Source organism: Kibdelosporangium persicum (assembly GCF_013280595.1).
Taxonomy (GTDB): domain Bacteria; phylum Actinomycetota; class Actinomycetes; order Mycobacteriales; family Pseudonocardiaceae; genus Kibdelosporangium; species Kibdelosporangium persicum.
Window position 1 is genome coordinate 85,124 of record NZ_JAAATY010000009.1, and the last position, 23,233, is coordinate 108,356.

Sequence of the window (23,233 nt, forward strand, 5' to 3'; positions counted from 1 at the left end):
CGTACTTCAATTGCAGCCACAAGTTCGGAGCGCCGCGGCCACCGTGTCGAGCGCGGGCCGGGCCGCGAGAGTGTCGCTCTCGCTCGTCATCAGGGCGAACACCAGCAGCCTGCCGTCCGCGTCGAGCACGACACCGGCCAGGGAGTTGATCCTGGCCAGCGGCAACGTGCCGGTCTTGGCCCGCACGTAACCGCGGCCACCGGCGGCGGGCTGGCCCTCGGCGAACCGTCCGGCCAGCGTCCCGCTGCCGCCGGCGACCGGCAGGCCGCCGAGCATCGGCCGCAGTTTGGCCGTCCGCGGGTCTTTGCCGTCCCCCGCCGCCACCGAGAGAACCTGGGCGAACAGCCGTGCCGGCACCTTGTTGTTCGTCGACATACCGCTGCCGTCGAACAGTTCGGCGCCGGTGACGTCGAAACCGTGCTCGGACAGGACTTTCAGCGTCGCCCTGCGCACGCCGGCCAACGACGGCTCCTCGCCCGCGGCCTTCGCGACCTCGCGGGCGATGACGTCCGCGAGCACGTTGTCGGAAGCCTGCAGGAACTGGTCGACGAGCTCGGTGAGCGGTGCGGACTTCACCTCACCGAGCACCTGGGCGTCGGCCGGAGCGGTCACCTCGGGCTTGGCGGCCACGGGCGCCCCGACGCGCTTGGCGAACTCGGTCGCGGCCGACTTCGCCGGGTCGGAGCTGCGTGGGCTGCGGTCCTTGGTCGGGTCCTGCCGGGCCCCGTCCAGCATCAGGGGCGCGGCCGGGGAGACGTACCCCTCCTGCACGTCACCCGGCAGCACCCCGGGCGCGAGGCCGTCGGCGGTGTAGCGGCTGCGGTCGAAGTAGACCTGACTGACCGGGCCCTTGGCTTTCACTTGCGCGACAAGGTCATCGAGCCGTGCGGAGCCGGGGAAGACGGAGTTCCTGCCTGCCGGCAACGAGTTCAGCGTGGCGTCACCGCCACCGACGATGATGACGCTGCCGGCCTCCGGGCCCGCGACGACCTTGGTGCCGAACTGCTGGCCGTGCGGGATCTTGAGCAAGGCCGCCGCGGCGGTCAGCAGTTTTGTGGTCGAGGCCGGGGTGAGCGGAGTCGTCGGGTTCTTCTCCCACAGGACGTTCCCGGTCGCGGCATCGATGACCGATCCCGTCAGCGTGCCCAACGCGGGGTTGCCCGCTGGGCCGGACAACGTGCTCTGGACACCCTGCGGCGTGGGCGCGTTCGCTTCGGCGCTGGGCGGCTTCAGGTTCGGCGTGAACGCCACCGGAGCGGGCGGCGGGGCGATCGCGGCATCGGTCCCGGACTCGCCGAGCCCCAGGTTCTCCCTGACCCCGGGAACGAAGAAGACGACACCGGCCGCCAGCGCGACGATCACGACGATGGCCGCGAGAACGAGCAGGCGCGTGTTCTTCTTCTTGCCGGGCAAGGGCGTGAGGGCGCGGTGAGTGTCCTCATTGGAGGGTGGTGGCTGCTCGTTGCCGTCGGATTCGCCGCGCGGCTTGATATCGGGCGCGGGCAGCCGGGACTGGCCGGACGACTCCAGCCCCATCGGCGCGACAGGCCGGTTCGGCGGCCGCACCGGCTGGTTGCGCGGTCCGGGGAAAGCCGGGCCACTGGGCGGCGTGGGCCGGACCGGCGGGCGGCCAGTCGGCTCCAGCCCTCGCGGAGCCGCGGGCCTGACCGGCGGCCGCATCGGCGGTGGCACCGGCCTGCTGGGGCGCGCGACCGGTTCGGTCCTGTCCGGCCTGGCCGGAGGCGGTAGCGGTTGGCTGCGCGTCGGAGCGTCGAACAACGACCGGGGCGGCGTGACGAACACGGTCTTCTCGGCGGCCGCCGTTCGGTCGTCACCACGGCGTTCCGGCTCGGCCCTGGTGTCCCGCGGCGGCCGGGACCGGCCTGATTCCGGCACAACCGGCGTGACGAACGCGGTCCGCTCACTGGAGGACGAAGCCTCAGCGCGGCCTTCCGAATCGCGCGGCGGCACGTCGAACAGCGACCGCCCCGGTTGCGACGCCTGCCTCTTGGCCTCGCCGTCTTTCGACTGGGTGCGCGGCACGTCGAACAACGACGGACCCGGCTCGGGCGCGGCCTGCCTCTTGGCCTCGCCATCCTTCGGCTCGGTGCGCGGCACGTCGAACAACGACCGGCCCGGCTCCGGCGCGACAGCCGCCGGACTGTCGGGCTTCGGCGCAACCGGCGTGACGAACGCGGTCCGCTCACTGGAGGATGTGACCTCCTCATCACCGCGGACTTCCGGCTCGCGCGGCGGAACGTCGGACTGGTCAGGCTCGTCCGGTTCTGGCCGCGCCTCGGCAGTGCTCTCGGATTCAGGCGCGACCGGCGTCACGAAGTCCGTCTTCTCGGCGGGCTTCTTTTCCTCGTGGCTTTCCGCCTGCTGGGCGGTGGGCGCGGGTTCCTCGCTCTTCTCGCCGGACGCGTCACTTGTGGGTGCCGAATCCTCCTGCGGCACGTCCGGAGGGGCAGCCCCCGCAACCGACTCCGGCACGACCGGCGTTTCCCCGGACTCGTTGTCCGGCTCGCCGTGTGACGGCTCGTCAGTCGGCTCGGAAGCTTGCGACTCATCCGAGGGCGGCTCCGCAACGACAGCCTCGGGCTCCGGCTCGGCACGCTCCTCCGCGACCTGCCCGTCCTCCGGCTGCTCGGGCTCAGCAGCCTGCCCAACGACAGGCTCCGGCTCAGCAGCCTCCTCGGCTACAGGCTCCGGCTCAGCAGCCTCCTCGGCTACAGGCTCTGACTCGGCACGCTCGTCGTTGATCTGCGCGGATTCGGCGTCATCCTCCGCGACTTGCCCGTCCTCCGACTGCCCGGGCTCCGACTCCACGGCGACAAGCTCCGACTCGGCAGCCTCCTCGCCCACCTGCGCGGACCCGGCGTCGTACTCCGCGACTTGCCCGTCCTCCGACTGCTCGGCCTCCGGCTCGGCAGCCTTCCCAGCGACGAGCTCCGACTCGGCAGCCTCCTCAGCGACAGGTTCCGACTCGGCAGCCTCCTCGGCGACAGACTCCGGCTCGGCACGCTCGTCGCCGACCTGCGCGGACTCGGCGTCATCCCCCGCGACTTGCCCGTCCTCCGACTGCTCGGCCTCCGGCTCGGCAGCCTTCCCAGCGACAAGCTCCGGCTCAGCAGCCTCAGCGACAGGCTCCAACTCGGCAGCTTTCCCGGCGACAGACTCCGACTCAGCGGCCTCCTCGCCGACCTGCGCGGATTCGGCGTCATCCTCGGCGGGCTCGGGCTCGGCGCGCCCCTCTGCGACCCGCTCGTCCGCCGACTGCTCGGGCTCTGATTCGGCGCGCTCCCGCACGTCGGGCTCGGGCTTCTCGGTTTCCGACTGGTCGGCCGCGCTGTCCGACACCTGTGATTCGCCACTCGGGGGTTCCGGAATTTCACCCACTTCGGTGACGCTGCGTACCTGTTCGGTCTTCTCCGCCGCGGGTTCCGCGGGTGGTTCCGGGGGTGATTCGAACCACGTCGAGGCGCCCGCGGGCGGCTCGCTTTTCAGCTGCGCCGGCCTCGGCGGCTTGCCCGGTTCGAAGCGCATCGGCATCGCGCGCGGCGGCAGCGGCATCGCCATCGGGGTCGTGTACTGCTCGGGCGGCCGCTGCTTGTCCGGGTCTACCTGCGGGAATCCAGTCGACGGCCGATCGTCGTCGGCCGTCGGCCACGCCGGGTGGTCCTGGTCTGCCACGGAGCCTCTCCCTGTCCAACATCACATCGGCCACCGACCGCCGTGATGCCGGCCGAGCGCGAGTCGTAGTCCAGACTAGTGCCGGGCACTGGACCGAAGACCTGCTTGCCAGGGTCCAGCATTGGTACCGAAGACCTGCTTGCAGGGTCGAGCACTGACACAGCTGATGATGAGCGAGGAACAGGCGTGGAGTTCGACGTCACGATCGAGATCCCCAAGGGCGTACGCAACAAGTACGAGATGGACCACGAAACGGGGCGGATCCGGTTGGACCGGACTCTGTTCACCGCCACCCAGTACCCGGCCGACTACGGGTTCGTCGACAACACCCTCGGTGAGGACGGCGACCCGTTGGACGCGCTCGTGCTCGTGCAGGAACCGACGTTCCCCGGCTGCCTGATCCGCAGCCGCGCGATCGGCATGTTCCGCATGACGGACGAGAAGGGCGGCGACGACAAGGTGCTGTGCGTGCCCGCAGAGGACCCGCGGACCGAGCACCTGCGTGACATCCACCACTTGAGTGAGTTCTACCGGCTGGAGATCCAGCACTTCTTCGAGGTCTACAAGGACCTCGAGCCGGGCAAGAGCGTCGAGGGCGCGACCTGGGTGGGCCGGGCCGAGGCCGAGGCCGAGATCCAGCGTTCGTACGAGCGGCTCAAGGCGGAGCACGCCGACAACGAGCAGCACTGAACCGCCGGCACGGCGAAGGCCCCGCCCCGGGAGATCCGGAGCGGGGCCTTCTTTCTTCGTGGTGGGAAACTCAGTGCACCGCGGCGACCGGCGCCGGGGCGTCGTCGCCTTCGGTGGCCGCCCGTTGCAGGCCCGACTTGTTCGACAGCGGGACCTCCTTGAGGAACCAGATCAGCGCGAACGCGATCAGGACCACGATCCCGCCGACCATGAACACCGTGTCGAGGGAGCTGGCGAACCCGTCCAGCACCGGCCGGGCCTCACGAGGCGGCAGCGCGTTGATGAACGCCGTGTCGTTCAGGTCGAGACCACCCGCGCCGACCGGGACCGGCGGCAGGCTCGCCGCGGCCCGTGCCGCCGCGATCCGGTCCCCGACGATGCCGAACAGGATCGACAGGAACACCGCGGTACCGACGGTGCCGCCGATGGACCGGAAGAACGTCGCCGACGAGGTGGCCACGCCCATGTCCTTCACGGGCGCGTCCGCCTGGATCGCCAGCAGCAGGCTCTGCATGCACAGACCCAGTCCGGCGCCGGCCAGCGTCATGATCAGCATCGTCTGCCACAGCGCGGTGTCCGTGCCGATCTGGGCGAACAGGAACAGCGCGACCGTGGTCGCGGCCAGGCCGACGATCGGGAAGATCCGGTAGCGCCCGGTCCTGGAGGTGACCCGGCCGCTGACCGTGGCCGACACCAGGATGCCGAACGTCATCGGCAGCGTCATCAGGCCCGACTCGGTCGGCGACGCCCCCTTGACGATCTGCAGGTACAGCGGCAGGGACATCATCATGCCGAACATCCCGACGCCCAGGATGAAGTTGACGACGTTGGTCAACGCGAACACCGGGCGCCGGAACAGGCGCATCGGCAGCAGTGCCGCGTCACCCATCAGTCGCTCGACGAACACGAACGCCACCAGACCGAGCACACCGGTCACGTACATGGCGATCGAGGCACCGGAGGCCCAGCCCCACTCGCGTCCCTGCTCGGCCACGATCAGCAGCGGCACCAGCCCGATCGTCAGGGTGGCCGCGCCCCAGAAGTCGATCCGCTGCGGCACCTTGGTGTGCGGGACGTTCAGCACGCGGCTGACCACGACCAGCGCGATCAGGGCGACCGGCACGTTGATCAGGAACACCCAGCGCCAGCCGGTGATCCAGAGGAACGTGTCCATGCCGGCGAACATGCCGCCGACCAGCGGACCGGCCACACTGGACAGTCCCCACACGCCCATGAAGTAGCCGGTGTAGCGGCTGCGCTCACGCGGTGACGTGATGTCCGCGATGATCGCGAACGCCAGCGACATCAGGCCACCGGCGCCAAGGCCCTGCACCGCGCGGTAGGCCGCGAGTTCGTACATCGAGGTCGCGATGCCCGAGAGCAGCGAACCGAGCAGGAAGAACGAGATCGCCGTCAGGTACATCGGCTTGCGGCCGAAGATGTCGGACAGCTTGCCGTACAACGGGGTCGAGATGGTCGCGGTGATCAGGTAGGCCGTGGTCGCCCAGGCCTGGATGGTCTGACCGTGTAACTCGTCGGCGATCGTCTTCATGGCCGACGCCATGATCGTCTGGTCAAGAGCCGCCAGCAGCATGCCGAGCATCAGCCCGGACAGGATCGTCAGGATCTGGCGGTGGCTCAGCGCGCCGGCCCCTGCGGGGGCTGCCCCAGCGGCGGCTGTTGCCTGTTCGGACATCAGTTCTCTCCTTTGGAGCGCGCCATCAACTCAGCGTGCTCGTTGATGAAGTTCGGAATGTTGCGCTCGTGGTCGGCCAGGAACCGCTCGAGCAGTTCGACGAACCGCTCGCGGTCCTCGGCGGGCCAGTGCGCGAGCATCCGCGCCAGCGAACAGCTGCGCTGGTGGTGACGGGCCTCAAGCAGGTCCCGTCCTTTCTCGGTGACGGCGAGCAGGCTGGCCCGCCCGTCCGCCGGGTCGGCGCGCCGCTCGATCAGCCCGTCCCTGACCAGCCCGGCCACCTGCCGGGAGATCGTCGACGGGTCCGAGTAGACCGCCTCGGCCAGTGCGTTGGACCTGACCGGGCCGATCTGCCTGAGCGCACCGAGCAGCAGCATCGACGTCTTGTCGATGCCGACCTTGCTCAGCTGGGACGACACCGCCGCCCACTGCCGGCCGAGCCCCATCATCGCGTCCCCGAGACGCGACCCCAACTCGATTTCGGCCTTGGTGAGCTCTCCGGATGCGGTTGTGTCGACCATGCCGGCCCCTTGACTTGCTTGCATCACCCAATTACTTGCTCGATACAAGCATGCGCTTCGCCGGCTTGTTCCGGCAACCGAATTACCTGAGACCCAGCTCACCCCTCGTGAGCGTTTATCAGTGTTCTAACGCCGCTAAACACTCACGAGGCTTGAGCTGCGAGGGCGGCTGCTCCGATGGCCACCGCGTGGGCTCCGAGCCGCGCTGTCTCGATCACCAGGTCGGCGTTGGTCGGCAGCACGGTTGCCTGGACGGTCGCACGGCACGTGGGTTCGAGCAGGTCCCAGGCACCGGCCACACCACCGCCGAGCACGGCGATCTGGCTGTCCAGGACAGTTGCCACGACCGCGACCGCCTGACCGAGGGCAGCGCCCGCCTCAGCGAAGACCCGGCGTGCCTCCTCGTCGCCGTTTCGCGCCCGGTCGGCTATCACAGCCGCACTGACCGCCTGCCCGTAGCGGCGGCTGATGGACAGTCCGGACGCGATGGACTCGAGGTGTCCCCGAGCGCCACACGTGCAGGGCTCGTCACCGAAGCCCGGCGTATGGCCGATCTCCCCCGCCCCACCGCTGGCTCCACGCAGCAGGACGCCGTCGCTGATCACCGCGCCGCCGATGCCCGTGCCGACCGTGATGCCGAACGCGTGCCGGTAACCACGTGCCGCACCGGCCGTCGCCTCGCCGTGCAGGAAAGCGTTCGCGTCGTTGTCCACGACCACCGGCAGGCCGAGTTCCCTGCTGACGACGTCGGTGAGCCGCGTGCCTTCCCACCCCGGGAAGACCTCGGTCGTCGCGGCCACCGCGCCACTCGGATCGATCACCCCGGCCGCGCCGATCCCGATGCCCTTGGCGTCCCCGGCCAGTTCGGCGGCCAGTTCGACGGCGGTGGCGAGGATCTTGCCCCGGGGCGATTCGGCACGGCGGCTGTCCAGCACGCGCAGGTCGTCGTCACACCGCACGAGCTGGATTTTCGTGCCACCGATGTCCACTCCGAGCCAGCTCACTGGATACTCGCGATCATGGCAGTGCGAGTGCGGGTGGAGATCAGTGTCGAGTCGATCGAGGGCGTCCGGATCGCGGCCCGCCACGGCGCCGACCGGGTGGAGCTGTGCGGCGCGTTGTCCGACGGCGGGCTGACGCCGAGCGCGGCGTTGATGGAACTCGCGTCGGCACGGGCGGACAAGACCGAGGTGCACGCCCTGATCCGGCCGCGCCCCGGCGACTTCCGGTACACCCCCGACGAGGTCTCGGTGATGATCCGGGACATCCGGGCCGCCGACAGAGCCGGAGTCACCGGGATGGTGATCGGCGCGCTGGGCGAAGACGGCCTGCTGGACCCGATCTGCGAGAGGTTCGTCGACGCCGCCGAGCACAAGCCGGTCACGCTGCACCGCGCGATCGACGTCAGCGCGGACCCTCGCCGAGTGCTGGACCAGGCCATGGAGCTGGGTTTCAAGCGGGTGCTGACCTCCGGGCAGCAGCGGTCCGCGCTGGACGGGGCGCCGTTGATCAAGTCACTGGTCGCCCAGGCAGGCGACGACATCGAGGTGATGGCCTGCGGCGGGGTCAGAGCGTCGAACGTGCTGGAAGTCGTTGCGGCGACCGGGGTTTCCGACGTGCACGCCGGCGTCCGCGCACCGGTTCGTGGTGTCGCGGGCGGTGCGGTGTCATACGCGGGAATCGGCGTGCCCGAAGGGTTCGACCACTTCGAGACCGACGCCGACGGGGTCGCGGCGCTGATGTCGGTCATCCGCGGCTGACCCGTCGTTCACGCTGCTCCACCGGGTCCGGTACGGGCGCCGCGGCCAGCAGTCGCTTCGTGTACTGCTCCCGCGGGTCGCCGAAGACATCGGCGCGGCTGCCCTGTTCGACGATCCTGCCCTTGTGCATCACCGCGACCCGGTTGGCCAGCATGTCGACCACCGCGAGGTCGTGGCTGATGAACAGGCACGAGAACTTCAGCCGCCGTTGCAGGTCAAGGAAGAGTTCGAGGATGCTGGCCTGCACCGAGACGTCCAGCGCGCTGGTCGGCTCGTCCGCGATCAGCAGGTCGGGGTCCAGGGCGAGTGCCCTGGCGATGCTCACCCGTTGCCGTTGCCCGCCGGACAGCTCGTGCGGATAACGGTCCCTGGTGACGGACCCCAGCTCGACCGCGTCCAGCAGCTCGGTGATCCTTTCCTTGTGGTTCTTGGCCTTGTGCAGGACCAGCGGTTCGGCGACACATTCGGCAACCGTCATCCTCGGGTCCAAAGAGGACGCGGGATCCTGGAAGATCATGCCGATCCTGGCGGTGAGCGGGCGCATCCCGCGGGTCGACAGCCTGGCGATGTCCTGACCGAACAGTTCGACACTGCCGTGCGTGGGCTTCTGCAGGCCGACCGTGCAGCGCCCGGCCGTGGTCTTGCCGGACCCGGATTCCCCGACCAGCCCGAGGACTTCGCCCTTGCCGATCTCGAAGGAGATGTCGTCGACCGCGCGCTGACCGGCGAACGACACGACCAGGTTGCGTACCTTGAGCACCGGCTCGGTGGCCGCTTCGGCCTGCCGTGAACCGCTGCCGAGCCGGGGAACGGCTGCGAGCAGGCGTCTGGTGTAGTCGTGGCCTGGCCGGATCAGCACGTCCTCAACGTCGCCTTGTTCGACGACCTCACCTCGGTACATCACCACCACCCGGTCGGCGAGGTCGGCCACCACGCCCATGCTGTGCGTGATCAGCACGATCGCCGTGCCGAGACGGTCCTTCAGTTCCCGCAACAGGTCCAGGATCTCGGCCTGGACCGTGACGTCGAGCGCGGTGGTCGGCTCATCCGCGATGATCACCTTAGGATCACAGGCAATCGCCATCGCGATCATCACGCGTTGCCGCATCCCGCCGGACAGCTCGTGCGGGTACTGCTTGAGCCGCTGTTCCGGCCGGTCGAGGCCCACCATGGTCAGCAGCTCGACGGCTTTCTGTTTCGGGTCGGCGATGTCCTGGTGCAGCGTGATCGCCTCGACGAGCTGCCAGCCGATCGTGTGCACCGGGTTGAGCGCGGTCATCGGCTCCTGGAACACCATCGCGATCTCGTTGCCGCGCAGCTCCCGGAGCTCCTTGTTGGTCAGTTGCCGGATGTTCCGGCCGCCGAGCACGATCTCGCCGGTGACTTCGGCCTTGCGCGGCAGCAGACCCATCGCGGACATCGCGGTGACGGTCTTGCCGGAACCGGACTCGCCGACGACCGCGACGACCTCGCCTGGCCGGACGCTGAAGCTGACTGCTTTCGCGGCCTCCACGTCGCCGAACGTGATGGAAAGGTGGTGGTAGTCCAGCATCAGCGGCCCTCGAATCTCACGTCGAACGCGTCCCGCAGCCCGTCGCCGATGAAGTTGAAGGCGCACACGGTCATCACGATCAGCAGGCCGGGCGGCAGGATCAGCCACCAGGCGCCGTCGTGCGCGTAGGTCAGGCCCTCACTGAGCATCCCGCCCCAGTTCGCGGCGGGCGGCGGAATCCCCAGCCCGAGAAAGCTGACGTACGCGACCAGCAGGACAGCGTCGGCGATCTGGAAAGTCACGTTGACGATGACCGTGCCGATGGCGTTCGGGATGATGTGTTTGCCGATGGCGCGGACACTTCCGCCGCCCATCACCTTCATGGATTCGACGTACGCCCTGCTGCGCAGGGCAATCGACTCCGCCCGCATCAACCTGGCCGGGACGAGCCACGACACGAGCCCGATCACCAGGATCAACATCGGCACGCTGGGTGTGGCGATCGCGGCCGCGACGACGAGCAGGAACAGCGCCGGGATGGCGATGCCCGCGTCGACGATCCGCATCATCACCGCATCGACCCAGCCGCCCGCGTAACCCGCGATCGTGCCCCACAACGTGCCGATCATCGTGGCCAGAACCCCGGCGGCCAGCCCGATGACGAGCGACGTCTGCCCGCCGAGCATGAGCCTGCCCAGCAGGTCGTACCCGAGGTCGTCGGTGCCAAGCGGATGCCCGTTCACGCCCGGTTCGAGCTTGCTGTCCGCGAGGGACGTCAGCACCTGCTCGGTGTGGTAGACCAGCGGGCCGGCAAAACAGAAGAGGACCAGCAGACCGAGCATCGTGATCCCGGCGACCGCGAGTTTGTTGCGCCGGAAGACTTTGAGTCGCCGCGCGGTAGGGCCGCTCATGCCTTCACCCGCCTCGTCCTCGGGTCGATCAACGCTTGCGCCACGTCCGCGAGCAGACTGCCGGTGACCGTCGCGATCGAGATGATGAGCACGACCCCGAGCAGGATCGGGAAGTCACTGGTCTGGGCGGCGTTCCAGAACAGCAGACCCATTCCGGGGTAGTTGAAGAGCTTCTCGGTGACCAGGGCGCCGCTGAACAGCACCGGCAGGTAGTAGCCGAGCATCGCGACGAGTGACGTGAGCGAGTTCTTCAGCACGTGCCTGGTGACGATCCTGGCTTCGGACGCGCCTTTCGCCCTGGCAGTGCGGACGTAGTCCTCGTCCAGATTGTCCACAACGGACGACCGCAGGTACCGGCTGAACACGGCGAGCACGACTCCGGCACCCGTGAGGACCGGCAGAACAAGCGCTTGGGAGTCCGCGAAGACCCCGGCCACGGTGTCGGCCTGGGGCGCTTCGACCGGGAACCACGCCGCGTTGATCGCGAAGACGATGATGAAGATGAAGCCGACCAGGAAGACCGGCGTCGAGTAGATCAGCAAGGTGAGCGCGCTCAGCAGGTAGTCCGTCGGCCGGTTGCGCCGCACGGCCTGCCAGACACCCAGCGGGATGGCCACGAGCAGTGCCACGAGAGTACTCAGGACCGTGAGGACCAGCGTTTTCGGCAGGCGTGCGCCGATCAGGTCGGCCACCCGCTGGTTGAGCTGGAAGGACTCGCCCAGATCCCCTTGCAGGAGCCGGCCGAGGTAGTGCAGGTACTGGATCGGAACCGGCTGGTCGTAGCCCTGCGCGTGCTCGAAGGCCTTGATCTGGTCTTCGGTCGCCTGGACGCCGAGGATTCCGCGGGCCGGTCCGCCCGGGATCTGGTGCAGCAGGAAGAACACGACCACGGTGACCACGAAGATCACCACGGCCGCCTGGAGCACGCGCCAGAGCAGATACCTAGCCACGCCGCACCTCTGGCCTCGGCTTTCCTGTTCGCGTGTTCTCAACGGCTCGGCGTTCGGCAGCCGTCGTTGGCCCCTCAGCCGATCGCGAAACGTCGCTCCGGCACCGGGCAGGTCGCTGGCACGTCACCCGCCCTCGCTGGCACGCCGCCGGTCGCCGCTGGCAAGCCACTCCCCCTCGCTGGCACGTCACCGGCCCTCGCTGGCACGTCGCCGGTCGCCGCTGGCAAGTCACCCGTCGGAGTGAACCTCGTACGAACGGACCGTTCGCACCGGTTCGCCCCGCGAAAACCCCTTCCACCAGGCCAAACCCGGTAGAATGGGTCCGGGGTCGCCCCCCGGGAGTGGTGGGGGCTGTTTGGGGGCCGGAGTTGCTCTTGGCTGCTCGAACACCGCGGTTGGTCATTCCTGCTTGGGGACCGAAGTCGCCCGTAGCCGCCGGAAGACCGGAGCCGACTGTGGCCACCTGAGCACCGCGGTCTGCCATAGCTGCCTGAGGGCCGGGGTTGGCCGCCGCCGGAAGACCGGAGCCAGCTATGGCCATCTGACGGCTGGGGTCGGCCATAGCCGCCTGAGAACCGGGGTTGGTCATGGCGGCTCGATGACCGCGGTCGGCCACAACTGCTTGGGGGCCGGGGGTTGGCCAAAGCTGCCTGAAGACCGCGTTAGGGGCGGGGTTGGTCATGAAATGGTCCAGCGCTGGGGTTGCATGTTCGCCAACGGGTCCTGGTGGCCGATGTTCAGGTTCTTCTTCACCGCGGAGATCTGGTACACGGGGTTCGGCAGCCAGATCACCGGCAGGTCCTTGGCCAGGTGGTCGCCGTATGCCTTCATCGAGTCGTGGGCGGCGGTCGACGTCGTGGCGGCGATCAGCTCATCCGCCTTGGGGTCGCTGTAGCTGCCGAGGTTCGAGGTCGCGCCGGTGCCGAAGATGCGCTCGCCGCTCGGGTACGCGTTGAAGTACCAGCTTCCCTGCGTTCCGAAGAACGACATCTGCCATGAGCACTCGGGCTGAGCCGGCTGGCAGGCCTTGCTGTTGCCGAGCACCGTGTTCAGCGGTGCCTGCTTCAGGTCGAGGAACACGCCGATCTTGGACAGCGAGGACTTCAGTTCCGCCATCGTGTTGTCGGTCTCTTTCGAGCCGCTCTCCGCCAGCAGCGTGAACTTCAACTGGGCGCCTGCCGCGATGCCCGGGCCGCACTTCGCGGGGTCGCCGCACACGGCGATGCCGTCGGGCCCTGGGGTCCAGCCGTGGGATTCCAGCAGTGCTTTGCCCTTGGCGATGTCGAACGGGTACGGGTTGTTCTTCTGCGTGTCGGACAAGTACGGCGAGGACGGGTCCTGCGGGACTGGGCCGTATCCGGCGACTGCCATGTCACGCCAGATGTTCTTGACGATCGAGTCCTGGTCGACCGCGTGCTGGATCGCCTGGCGCACGTACAGCTGCTTGAAGATCGCGCCGACCTGCGGGTTGTTGAAGTTGTACGGGATGTACGTGATCGCCCAGCCCTTCCAGGGCTGCACCTGGTACCCCTTCGACTCCAGCGAGGATCGCTGGTTGAGGTTCGCCGACGCCAGGTAGCCGTAGTCCACACCGCCCGTCTGCAGCACGTTGAACTCGGCGTCCGCGCTGGTGAACGGCTTGAACGTGACCTTCTCGACCTTGGCGGCGTCCTCGCCCGTGTACTTGGGGTTCTTCACCAGGGTCACCTGGCCGCCGGTGGTGTACTCCTGCACCGAGAACGGGCCGTTGCCGGTTTTCCACAGTGGATTGGTCTGGTACGTCGGCAGGTCCTTCGCCTGCGCCACCAGGAAGTCGAACACCTGCTGGGCGCCCGCTTCGGTCCGGTCGTGGTCGCCGATCGGACCGTCGGCGGAGGTCTTGTCCCACGCCTTCTGCGGCATCGGCCGCACGTTCGCCAACTGGTTCGCGGTGAACCAGTCCGGGCTGTAGGGCTTGTCCAGCACCAACTGGAAGGTCTGCGTGTCGACCGTCCTGAACTCGACGATGTTGTCCGGCAGCCGCCCCTTGGCGTAGCCGCCCCACTTGGTCTTGTTGTGCTTGACCAGGTTGAACCAGAACTCGACGTCCCTTGTGGTCAGTTTCGAGCCGTCCGCCCAGGTCAGGTTGTCCTTCAGCTTCACCGTGACGGTCTTGCCGTCGGCGCTGTATTCCGGCTTCTGCGCGGCGCCCGCCTTCTCGTCCAGCGCGACCGTCCCGGAGGTGCCGTTGTACACGTACAGCGGCACGAAAAGCAGGGTGTAGATGGTCGAGTTGTACGACGCCAGGTGCCCGGGAATGCCCAGCGGCAGGATCCAGTTCGGCGTCGCGTTCGGCGGCAGGGCGAACGTGACCGTGCCGTTCTGGGCCATGGCCTGACCCGAATCCGACGAGCTGCTACAGCCCGCCACGAGCAGTGCCACCGCCAGCGCGGCGGTCAGGAAACGGCGGGACATCGCGCCTCCCCGGGTTGATCAGTGATTTTCGGGACGCTAATCCCCGAGACGAACAAAAAACAAGACCCCTCGTCGTAAGTTCTGGATTGAGGTAACGTTTCCGACGTAACTTGGTTCGTTTTCGAACAAAGAACGAAGGAGGGTCACGTGCCGCAACCGCCGACGGCCGAGATCCTGCGGCTGGTGTCCTCCGGCGAGGCCTCGTCCCGCACGGATCTCGCCCGCGTCCTCGGCCTCGCGAGATCCACCGTGTCGCTGCGCGTCCAGGAGCTCATCGACGCCGGTCTGCTGACCGAGACCGGCGAAGGGCCGTCCCGTGGCGGACGTAAGCCGCGAGTCCTGCGGCCCGCGGGTGACGGCGGTTACGTGATCGGCGCGGACATCGGCGCGCGGCACGTCCGGCTCGCCGCTTACGACCTGTCCGGCGAACGTCTGCACCTCACCGAGGTCGGACTGGACATCACCGCGAGCCCGGAAGCGTGCCTCACCGCGCTGCTCGACATCATCGGCGAGCTCAACACAACCCTTGCCGGACAACGACTTCTCGGGCTCGGTGTCGGCCTGCCCGGGCCGGTCAACTTCGCGGACGGACGGGTCGAGCGCCCGGCGAGGATGCCGGGCTGGCACGGCTTCGAGGTCCGGGACTGGCTGGCCGGACGCCTGGACATCCCGGTCGCGGTGGACAACGACGCGAACGTCGTGGCGCTGGGCGAACTGCACACGCGCAACCGCGGCCCCGAGCACCTGGTGGTGGTCAAAGCCGGAACCGGTGTCGGCTGCGGGGTGATCGCGTCCGGCGTCATTCACCGTGGTGCGAATGGAGTTTCCGGCGACGTGAGCCACGTGCGCGTCCAGGCTGCTGGTGACACTCCCTGTGCCTGCGGCAATACCGGGTGCCTCGAAACCATCGCTAGCGGAGCTGCCGTGGCACGCGGCGTCGGCGCGCGTGACACCGGACATCTCGTGGAACTGGCCAACGACGCCGAACCGCACGCGACCGCCGCGGTACGGCGTGCCGGAGGACACCTCGGCGAGGTGCTGTCCACAGTGGTCAACTTCTTCAACCCGCACGCGGTGCTGCTGACCGGCCGTCTGTCCTCAGTGGAACCGTACGTCGCCGCGGTGCGCGGCGCGCTCTACGAACGATGCCTGCCGATGGCGACCCAGAACCTGGAGGTCGCGGTCGCCATGGCCGGGCAGGACGCCGGGCCGCTCGGCGCCGGAATGCTGGCGCTGCAGCAGGTTCACCGCAAGGAAAGGAACTAGGCCAGTGCGCATCGGGATCACCGGGATCGGCATCGAGAGCAGCACGTTCTCGCCGCACCGCACCGGCTTGGCCGACTTCAGGGTGACCAGGGGTGCGGATCTGCTCGGCCGCTACACGTGGACCGAGGACGCGTCGCTGGACGTCGAGTGGGTGCCGCTGCTGCACGCGGTGTCCCTGCCCGGCGGCGCGGTTCTCGCGGACGTCTACACCGGACTGAAGACCGAGATCCTGGACCGTATCCGCGAAGCGGGTCCGTTGGACGGACTGCTGCTGGACATCCACGGCGCGATGAGCGTGGTCGGCATGCTGGACGCGGAAGCCGACCTGGCCAAGGCGGTCCGGGACGCGGTCGGCCCGGATGTGCTGATCTCCGCGGCGATGGACCTGCACGGCAACGTGTCGTACGACTTCGTGCGGAACCTCGACCTGGTCACGTGTTACCGCATGGCCCCGCATGAGGATGCCTGGCAGACAAAGGAAAGAGCGGCCCGCAACCTCGTCGCACGGCTACGCGAAGGCGGTAAGCCGCATCTGGCGTGGGTACAGATCCCTGTGCTGCTGCCCGGCGAGAAGACCAGTACCCGGATCGAACCGGCGAAGAGCCTGTACGGCCAGCTCGAGGACATCGAGGCGATGGAAGGGATTCTGGACGCCTCGATCTGGGTCGGCTACGCGTGGGCCGACGAGCCTCGTTGCCAGGCAGCCGTGGTCGTGACGGGCGACGACGCCGAGCTCGTGCAACAGCAGGCGACCAAGCTGGCGAACGACTATTGGCGGGTACGTGAGGAGTTCGCCTTCGTCGCGCCGACAGGAAGTCTCGACCACTGCATCCGGGAGGGCTTGGCCAGCGATGCGCGGCCGTTCTTCATCAGCGACTCGGGCGACAACCCGACCGCCGGCGGCGCCGGGGATGTCTCGTGGACGTTGCGAGTCCTCAGGGCCTACCAGTCACGCACGATCATCTACGCGTCCATTGTGGATCCCGAGTCCGTCGCGATCGCCAAGGCGGGCGGTGAGGTCGACCTGATGGTCGGCGGGAAGATCGACTCCGGACCGGCCGGACCGGTTCCCCTGTCCGGCACGGTCGTGAAGGTGCACGAGGACCCGGTGGGCGGCACGATCGTGGTGGTCCGGTCCGGCGGGCTGCACGTCGTCATCACCGAGCGACGCAAGCCGTACCACCTGGTCAAGGACTTCACCGACCTCGACCTGGACCCGGCGGCCGCCGATCTGACGGTGGTGAAGATCGGCTACCTGGAGCCGGAGATCTACGACCTGGCCAAGGGCTGGTTGCTGGCCCTGACTCCAGGCGGCGTCGACCAGGACCTGATCCGGCTGGGACACAAGCGGATCGTGCGGCCGCTCTACCCCTTCGACCCCGACATGCCCACCCCCGGCCTGACATCCCGCCTGCTCTGACCTCGTGAGTGTTTATCCGTGTTCTAACACCGATAAACACTCACGAGGGCCCGGTGCAGCGGGAATCCGTCGTGGCGCGGCCTCTGACGTACGTCAGCCGACGTACGTCAACGCCAGCCCGGCATCGGGTAAGCGGCGAGCAGCTCACGGATCTCGCCCGCGATGCGCTCGATCGTGGCCTCGTCACCGGCGTTCTCGGCCTGGACGACCTGGTCGATCCACTCGGCGATCTTCGGCATCTGCTCGGTGCCCAGGCCCCGGGTGGTGATCGCGGCGGTGCCGAGCCGCAGGCCGGAGGGGTCGAACGGCTTGCGCGGGTCGAACGGGACCGTGTTGTAGTTCAGCTCGATGCCCGCCCGGTCCAGCGCCTTGGCGGCCGGCTTGCCCGCGATGCCCTTGTTGGTCAGGTCGATCAGGATCAGGTGGTTGTCCGTACCACCTGACACCAGGTCGAAGCCACGCTCGGCCAGCGCCCCGGCCAGCGCCTTGGCGTTGGCGACGATGGCGTGCGCGTACGACGAGAACTCCGGCTTGGCGGCCTCGCCCAACGCGACGGCGATGGCCGCGGTGGTGTGGTTGTGCGGACCGCCCTGCAGTCCCGGGAAGACGGCCTTGTCCAACGCCTTCGCGTGCTCGGCGTCCGACATCAGCATGGCGCCACGCGGGCCGCGGAGGGTCTTGTGCGTGGTGGTCGAGATGACCGGCGCGTGCCCGACCGGCGACGGGTGCGCCCCACCGGCGATCAGGCCGGCGATGTGCGCGATGTCGGCGACCAGGACGGCCCCGACTTCCCGGGCGATCTCCGCGAAGCCCGGGTAGTCGATGGTGCGCGGGATCGCGGTACCACCGCAGAAGATCAACTTGGGTCGTTCGGCCAGCGCCAGCTCACGGACCTCGTCGAGGTCGACCTGGCCGGTGTCCTTACGCACGCCGTAGGCGACACTGCGGAACCACTTGCCGGTCGCGGAGACGTTCCAACCGTGCGTGAGGTGACCGCCCGCGGGCAACGCCATACCCATGACGGTCTCGCCGGGCTGGAGGAACGCGAGGTAGACGGCGAGGTTGGCGGGCGAACCGGAGTACGGCTGCACGTTGGCGTGGTCGACGCCGAACACCGACTTGGCGCGCTCGATGGCGAGGGTCTCGATCGGGTCGACGAGCTGCTGACCCTCGTAGTACCGCTTGCCGGCGTATCCCTCGGAGTACTTGTTGGTCAACACCGTGCCGGTCGCTTCGAGGACCGCGGTGGACACGTAGTTCTCCGACGCGATGAGCCGGATCTTCTCGTACTGACGCTTGGCTTCCGCTTCGACGAGACCCGCGATCTCGGGGTCCGCGGCGGCGAGGTCGGTAATCGCGGGCTGATGCACGGTTCCGAATCCTATCGCCCGCCGATGTTACCGGTGAGTAGTATCGACGCCATGGACTTGAGCACGCTCGGCGAAGCCATGAAGAGCACCGTGCCCTGGGTGCGGACCGCGGGGATCGAGTTCAAGGAGGTCACCGCGACCCGCGTGGTCACGGTCCTCCCGGACGATCCGGCGAACCACAACCACGTCGGCGGCGCGCACGCGGCCGTCGCGTTCGGCCTGGCCGAGACGGCCTCCGGCGCGGTCGTGCTGGCGTCGTTCAGCGAGCAGCTGGCCAGGGCGACGCCGCTGGTCAAGCGTTCGGAGATCGACTACAAGAAGGTCGCGATGGGCGACCTGACCGCCGAGGCCGTGCTGGGCCGCCCGGCTGAGGAGATCGTCGCCGAACTGGACAACGGCACTCGTCCGGAGTTCCCGGTGCACGTCACCATCCGCAACGCGGAGGACGTGCCGACCGCCGAGGTGACCGTGACCTGGACGCTGCGCCCGAATCGCTGACCGGTTTTTTCCGGTGTCCGCGTTCTATTCTGGGAAGATGAACGACTTCGGCGACTGCCTGGACATCCGTGACTGGCGTGAGCGGGCGAAGAACGACGAGAAGTGCGTCGAGGTCCGTGATCTCGCCACGATCCTCAGGGAGGCCGCCGAGGCGAACTCGCCCCGGCAACCCCGCTGATCACCCGACCCGCACGCCCATCGACCGCGCGGTGCCTTCGATCGTGCGCATCGCCGCCTCGATGTCGGTCGTGTTCAGGTCCGGCAGTTTGCGTTGCGCGATCGAGCGCAACTGATCACGGCTGATCGTCCGGTCGCCGTTGACCGCCTGCTTGATCAGGAACGACGTCGGCGGCGTCTTGAGTTTCAGCGCGAAGCTGCGATCCTCGAAGATCGTGATCACCGCGGGCACGATTTCGCCGCGCTGGGCCGCGGTGGCCGAGTCGTATTCCTTTTTCAGCGCGACCAGGTTGACCCCGGTCATGCCGAGCATCTTGCCCAGCTCGGCAACCGGCGCCTCACCTGCGGGAAGCTCCATGGTGACCTGGTGGGCCGTTTTCTTGGGTGGCATCGCTCGCCGTCCTTTCTCCGACGGCGAGCGACGCTAAAGTTTCCGGTGGCTGGAGAGTCAAAACTATTTACGGAACCGCCACGTCTTGCTGTCGAACAACAGGCAGACGCTGGGCGACAGCACGACCACCCGCAGTGTGCCGTCCCGTTCGTCGTAGTCGATGCCTTCGACCTCGAAATCACCGCTGCACCCGCTCTCCAGCGGCAACTGCCCGAGCGCGGTCACCCGGCCCGCGACGTCACTGCCGTTCAACGGACCGGCGAGATCCACCTGCAGCAACGGTTTCCTGATGCCGAACAGCGTCCCGTCGGGATCGTCCGACGCACACAGCAACTGCGTCGCGGACGTGAAGTCGCAGCCCTGGATGTCCCGCACCGGCCTGTCCAGCCGGATCTGCCCGGCCAGCGGCAGGTTCTGGCTCGGCGTCGTGAACGCGATTCCCGGCATCGGGTGCACGAGCAGGCGGCTCATCGTGCCCCACTCACCCGCGACCATCCACCGCCCGTCCGGCGACACCGCCGAGAACGAGTTGTTGTTGGCTTCCCACGACTCCAGCGCGTGCTGGTACTCCGACCACGAGTTGTCCGGCGCCTGGACGCGGAACAGCTTGGCGCCGCGGTCGTCGCGCTGGTAGGGCTCGACGTAGTAGCCATGGCCCGCGCCCGGGTCCCCGACGTGGTTCCACCCTCTTGAGGACACTCCCACCGGGATGGTGCCGACCCCGGTGTAGCGGATGATCGTCTGGTTCGGACGGACGATGGTGGCGAGGCCCTGGCTTTCGTCGAGCGGGCGAGCCCGATCGGAACCGATCGGGTTCCACGGTCCCACCGGCGACGCGGCCTGCGCGACGGCTGGGAGCAGGGACATGGTCACGGCCGCGATCGCGGTGACAGCGGCAACACTGGCAACTCTGCGCATGCGCTGTGCATACCTGGCGTGAACGACCTTCCGGAAGCCGCCACATGAACCATATTCACGTTTTATCGGCCAGCGTCCGAACGCGAGATGAACAACTTCCAGGCTCCCCGGCGTCTTCGCCCCGGAAGCACCGTCCGCCAAGGACGGATCACCTCGAACCCCAGCCGCTGAACCGGATCCCGAGCCAACCATCGCCCGGCCCCCGCCACACACCCGGGCAGCCCCCACCGCACCGACAATTCCTCTGGGGGAACCCCTGATTTCAACGCTACCGGAGGGGTCCGACAAAACCGGCGCGCGCCGTGTCTGACCTGCGCGGACGACGGTAAGCGCGGCGCGCGAACCCAGCCGCGGGCTACAGCCGCGCGCGAACCCAGCCGCGGGCTACAGCCGCGCGCGAACCCAGCCGCGGGCTACAGCCGCGCGCGAACCCAGCCGCGGGCTACAGCCGCGCGCGAACCCAGCCGCGGGCTACTGCGGTGAGCTCGGCCGGGCCAGCCGCAACGCGGCGTCGAGCTCCACGTGGGCCTCGGGATGCTCGGCCCACCACTTCGTGAAGTGCGGATTCCGGTCCACCACAGCCCGATAGGCATGCGCCGCACAAGCGAACGCCTCATGCGCCCGGCCGGCGACCAACCCGTCGGTCCGCGTGGCGACCATGATCCGGATCGAGATCGGGTCCCCCAGCAGGGGCCGGATCGCGATCCCGTCCCAGTTCCGCGACGCCGGCGAAGCCAGGGACACCGCCCCGTTGGCCACCAGCGCCCTGGCGTTCCCGGTCTCGATGACGTGGTGGGTGATCCGAGGCGTGAATCCCAAGGCGGCGCATGCGGTGTGCAGCTGCATCCGGGCGCTGTCGTACTCCGGCGGCAACGCGACCCAGTCGTACGCCTCCAACTCGGCGAGCGGCACGACGTCGTACGCGGCGAGCGAGCTCTCGGCCGACACCGCCACGAACTGCGGCTCGTGCAGCAGCGTCCGGACCTCGATGCCACTCAGATGCCTGCGGTCGACGCCTTCGAAGTAGTCGAACACCGCGAGGTTGGCGCGTTTGGACACGAGCATGTCCAGCAGCGTCTGCCATGACCAGTCGATCTCGGTACGCACCTCGGTACAGCGGAAGCGGGCACGCAGTTCGTCGACGAGCTGACTGACCCAGAGCATCGGCATGGCCGCGGCGACGAGCGGTCCCTGCGACGGGACGCTGGCGCGTTCGCGGGCGGACGACAACAGCTGGGACAGGTCGTCCAGGACGATGTGTGCCGAGCGGACCACGTACCGCCCGAGGTCCGTGGGCACGCTGCCCGCCGGGGTCCGCTCGAACAGCTGACCGCCGACCAAGCGCTCGACCGACCTCAGCTGCGCGCTCAGGGCGGGCTGGGTGAGTCCGAGCCGCGCCGCGGCCTTCGTCACACTGCCTTCTTCGGCGATGGCGCAGACCGCTCGGAGGTGGCGTAGCTCCAACTCAGCCATAAGTGTTCTTGATACCCCTTTCGGATGAGCCGGAGCTAGTACCTGGCGCCAACATTTCGATATCCGGTCCGTTGCCCCGTCGGCGACAGCGAGAGAACCACTCCACAGGGAGGTGGGCACCGGGTCGACGCCAGACCGACCCGGTGCCGCTGTCGATCACCGTATGTGTTCACATACACCACGCGCGTGAACCACTGATTCCGAGCGGTATTGGCTTAGTGACCGTCGGCACCTACATTGGGTGTCGACATGACAAGCAGCCGGTGACGGGGGAGCATGGGGCAGTTGGCGCAGCAGCGTTCTGGCTTCAGGGCGGCCTTCGGCGTACGCGAGTTCCGCGCGCTGTGGGCGGCTGAAGCGCTCTCCCAGCTCGGCGACCAACTGGCCCGCGTCGCCCTCGCCGTCCTGGTCTACTCGCGGACGAACTCCGCCGCGCTGGCCGCGCTCACCATCGCCCTCAGTTACACACCGTCGTTGCTGGGCTCGGCGTTGCTGTCCGGATTGGCCGACCGCTTCCCCCGGCGCGAGGTCATGATCGTCTGTGACATCGTCTCCGCGTCGCTCGTCATCATCATGGCGTTCCCGGGGACGTATCTGACCGTGGTCTGCATAGCCATGGCCGGTGTGGCGCTCGTCGGCGGTCCGTTCAGGTCCGCACGGCTGGCGTTGCTGCCCGAAGTGCTCAGTGGCGAGGCGTACGTCGCCGGGCTGGCGATCCGGAGCATCACCATCCAGACCGCGCAGCTGCTCGGCTTCGCCGTGGGCGGTGTGGTGGTCGCGCTGATCAACCCGTACGTCGCCCTCGCCGTCGACGCGCTCACGTTCCTCGCGTCCGCGCTGCTCCTGCGCTTCGGCGTGCCCTATCGGCCGGCGCCGCAGCAGTCGAAGACCCGGCGGCCGTTCTGGTCTTCGTCGATGCACGGCGCCCGGGTGATCGGGAGCATCCCGGGCCTGCCCGCGTTGTTCGTGCTCGGCATGCTCGCCGGCCTGTACATCGGTCCGGAGGGGCTGGCGGCCGCGTGGGTGGCGGAGATGGGTGAGACGACCAAGACGGTCGGCCTCGTCATGGGCGCTCCCGCTGCCGGTCTGGTCGTCGGCGCATGGCTGATCACCAAGTACGTGCCCGCCGAGACGCGGCTACGGCTCGTGGGACCGATGGCGGCGCTCGCCGGCGCGACGCTGGTGCTGTGCGCGCTGCGTCCCGGGCTGTGGGCCGCGCTGGCGATCCTGTTCGTCAGCGGGGTTTTCACCGGCTACCAGGTTCTCGTCGGCGCCTCGTTCGGCACGTCGACGCCGCCGGACAGCCGCGCGCAGGTGATGGGCCTGCTCAACTCAGGAGTGCTGACAGCGCAAGGCGTCGGCGTGTTGCTCGCCGGGATTCTGGCGGACTACGTCGGCGTGGCCCAGACCGTCGCCATCGCGGGCGCGCTGGGCGCCCTGATCGCGATTCCGGCGGCGGTGGCCTGGAATCGGGCCACCACCGCTCCACAACCCGCTCACGGTGGGTGAGGGAATTCAGTACTCGACACCGCGCATGGCCGGTACCTCTTTCA

Annotated in this window: 19 protein-coding genes; 7 read left to right on the top strand and 12 right to left on the bottom strand. The window is 68.4% G+C overall.

Going from position 1 to position 23,233, the window contains the following annotated elements; translation table 11 throughout:
- Positions 1 to 6: 6 nt before the first annotated feature.
- Entirely contained in the window at positions 7 to 3,693 is a 3,687-nt protein-coding gene (dacB, locus tag GC106_RS49330) for a D-alanyl-D-alanine carboxypeptidase/D-alanyl-D-alanine endopeptidase (protein ID WP_173131760.1), read from the bottom strand.
- A 186-nt stretch (positions 3,694 to 3,879) separates the two neighbouring features.
- On the opposite strand from dacB, the gene GC106_RS18090 reads away from it, so the two are divergent.
- Complete coding sequence (locus GC106_RS18090) at positions 3,880 to 4,383, top strand: inorganic diphosphatase (protein WP_173131763.1); 504 nt, start codon at positions 3,880 to 3,882, stop codon at positions 4,381 to 4,383.
- Between the two features lie 70 nt (positions 4,384 to 4,453).
- Here GC106_RS18090 and GC106_RS18095 read toward each other — a convergent pair whose 3' ends face one another.
- The 3 genes from GC106_RS18095 to GC106_RS18105 all read right to left on the bottom strand — a co-directional run bounded on the left by GC106_RS18095 (position 4,454) and on the right by GC106_RS18105 (position 7,604).
- The gene (locus GC106_RS18095; RefSeq protein ID WP_173131766.1) at positions 4,454 to 6,079 is read right to left on the bottom strand and encodes an MDR family MFS transporter; all 1,626 of its coding nucleotides are present in this window, start codon (positions 6,077 to 6,079) and stop codon (positions 4,454 to 4,456) included.
- On the bottom strand, positions 6,079 to 6,600 hold the full coding sequence (locus GC106_RS18100) for a MarR family winged helix-turn-helix transcriptional regulator (protein WP_173131769.1): 522 nt from the start codon (positions 6,598 to 6,600) through the stop codon (positions 6,079 to 6,081). The genes GC106_RS18095 and GC106_RS18100 overlap by 1 nt, the downstream gene beginning before the upstream one ends.
- Before the next feature lie 143 nt (positions 6,601 to 6,743).
- Positions 6,744 to 7,604: an ROK family protein gene (locus GC106_RS18105; RefSeq protein ID WP_173131772.1), complete on the bottom strand. Its 861-nt coding sequence runs from the start codon at positions 7,602 to 7,604 to the stop codon at positions 6,744 to 6,746.
- A gap of 15 nt (positions 7,605 to 7,619) precedes the next feature.
- Between GC106_RS18105 and GC106_RS18110 the strand changes: the two genes are divergently transcribed.
- Complete coding sequence (locus GC106_RS18110) at positions 7,620 to 8,360, top strand: copper homeostasis protein CutC (protein WP_173131775.1); 741 nt, start codon at positions 7,620 to 7,622, stop codon at positions 8,358 to 8,360.
- Here the strand turns inward: GC106_RS18110 and GC106_RS18115 are convergent.
- The 4 genes from GC106_RS18115 to GC106_RS18130 all read right to left on the bottom strand — a co-directional run bounded on the left by GC106_RS18115 (position 8,347) and on the right by GC106_RS18130 (position 14,167).
- Entirely contained in the window at positions 8,347 to 9,912 is a 1,566-nt protein-coding gene (locus GC106_RS18115) for an ABC transporter ATP-binding protein (protein ID WP_173131778.1), read from the bottom strand. The two genes, GC106_RS18110 and GC106_RS18115, sit on opposite strands and share 14 nt — an antisense overlap.
- Positions 9,912 to 10,763 carry an ABC transporter permease gene (locus GC106_RS18120; protein WP_173131781.1) on the bottom strand — a complete coding sequence of 284 codons (852 nt, stop codon included), beginning with the start codon at positions 10,761 to 10,763 and terminating at the stop codon, positions 9,912 to 9,914. Before GC106_RS18120 ends, GC106_RS18115 begins: the two co-directional genes overlap by 1 nt.
- Positions 10,760 to 11,713, bottom strand: coding sequence for an ABC transporter permease (locus tag GC106_RS18125; protein WP_173131784.1), 954 nt, complete (start codon positions 11,711 to 11,713; stop codon positions 10,760 to 10,762). The genes GC106_RS18120 and GC106_RS18125 overlap by 4 nt, the downstream gene beginning before the upstream one ends.
- A 678-nt stretch (positions 11,714 to 12,391) precedes the next feature.
- Positions 12,392 to 14,167, bottom strand: a complete 1,776-nt coding sequence (locus GC106_RS18130; RefSeq protein ID WP_173131786.1) for a peptide ABC transporter substrate-binding protein — start codon at positions 14,165 to 14,167, stop codon at positions 12,392 to 12,394.
- Positions 14,168 to 14,314: 147 nt separating this feature from the next.
- Between GC106_RS18130 and GC106_RS18135 the strand changes: the two genes are divergently transcribed.
- Entirely contained in the window at positions 14,315 to 15,433 is a 1,119-nt protein-coding gene (locus GC106_RS18135; RefSeq protein ID WP_173131789.1) for an ROK family transcriptional regulator, read from the top strand.
- Positions 15,434 to 15,437: 4 nt separating this feature from the next.
- On the top strand, positions 15,438 to 16,853 hold the full coding sequence (locus GC106_RS49335) for a M81 family metallopeptidase (protein WP_173131792.1): 1,416 nt from the start codon (positions 15,438 to 15,440) through the stop codon (positions 16,851 to 16,853).
- Positions 16,854 to 16,960: 107 nt separating this feature from the next.
- Here GC106_RS49335 and glyA read toward each other — a convergent pair whose 3' ends face one another.
- Positions 16,961 to 18,223: a serine hydroxymethyltransferase gene (gene glyA / locus GC106_RS18145; protein ID WP_173131794.1), complete on the bottom strand. Its 1,263-nt coding sequence runs from the start codon at positions 18,221 to 18,223 to the stop codon at positions 16,961 to 16,963.
- Positions 18,224 to 18,274: 51 nt separating this feature from the next.
- On the opposite strand from glyA, the gene GC106_RS18150 reads away from it, so the two are divergent.
- A complete protein-coding gene (locus tag GC106_RS18150) occupies positions 18,275 to 18,721 on the top strand; it encodes a DUF4442 domain-containing protein (RefSeq protein WP_173131797.1) in 447 nt (148 codons plus the stop codon).
- A 37-nt stretch (positions 18,722 to 18,758) separates the two neighbouring features.
- Positions 18,759 to 18,899: a hypothetical protein gene (locus GC106_RS18155; protein ID WP_173131799.1), complete on the top strand. Its 141-nt coding sequence runs from the start codon at positions 18,759 to 18,761 to the stop codon at positions 18,897 to 18,899.
- Here GC106_RS18155 and GC106_RS18160 read toward each other — a convergent pair whose 3' ends face one another.
- From GC106_RS18160 to GC106_RS18170, 3 genes are all read right to left on the bottom strand, one after another.
- Positions 18,900 to 19,289, bottom strand: a complete 390-nt coding sequence (locus GC106_RS18160; RefSeq protein WP_173131802.1) for an uL11 family ribosomal protein — start codon at positions 19,287 to 19,289, stop codon at positions 18,900 to 18,902. It lies immediately after the preceding gene.
- Positions 19,290 to 19,352: 63 nt separating this feature from the next.
- Complete coding sequence (locus tag GC106_RS18165; RefSeq protein WP_173131805.1) at positions 19,353 to 20,207, bottom strand: hypothetical protein; 855 nt, start codon at positions 20,205 to 20,207, stop codon at positions 19,353 to 19,355.
- Between the two features lie 471 nt (positions 20,208 to 20,678).
- Positions 20,679 to 21,680, bottom strand: a complete 1,002-nt coding sequence (locus GC106_RS18170; RefSeq protein WP_173131807.1) for a LysR family transcriptional regulator — start codon at positions 21,678 to 21,680, stop codon at positions 20,679 to 20,681.
- A gap of 276 nt (positions 21,681 to 21,956) precedes the next feature.
- Here GC106_RS18170 and GC106_RS18175 point away from each other — a divergent pair, with 276 nt between their 5' ends.
- Positions 21,957 to 23,189 (top strand): MFS transporter, encoded by a 1,233-nt coding sequence (locus tag GC106_RS18175; RefSeq protein ID WP_173131810.1) that lies wholly within the window; start codon positions 21,957 to 21,959, stop codon positions 23,187 to 23,189.
- Positions 23,190 to 23,233: the final 44 nt, after the last annotated feature.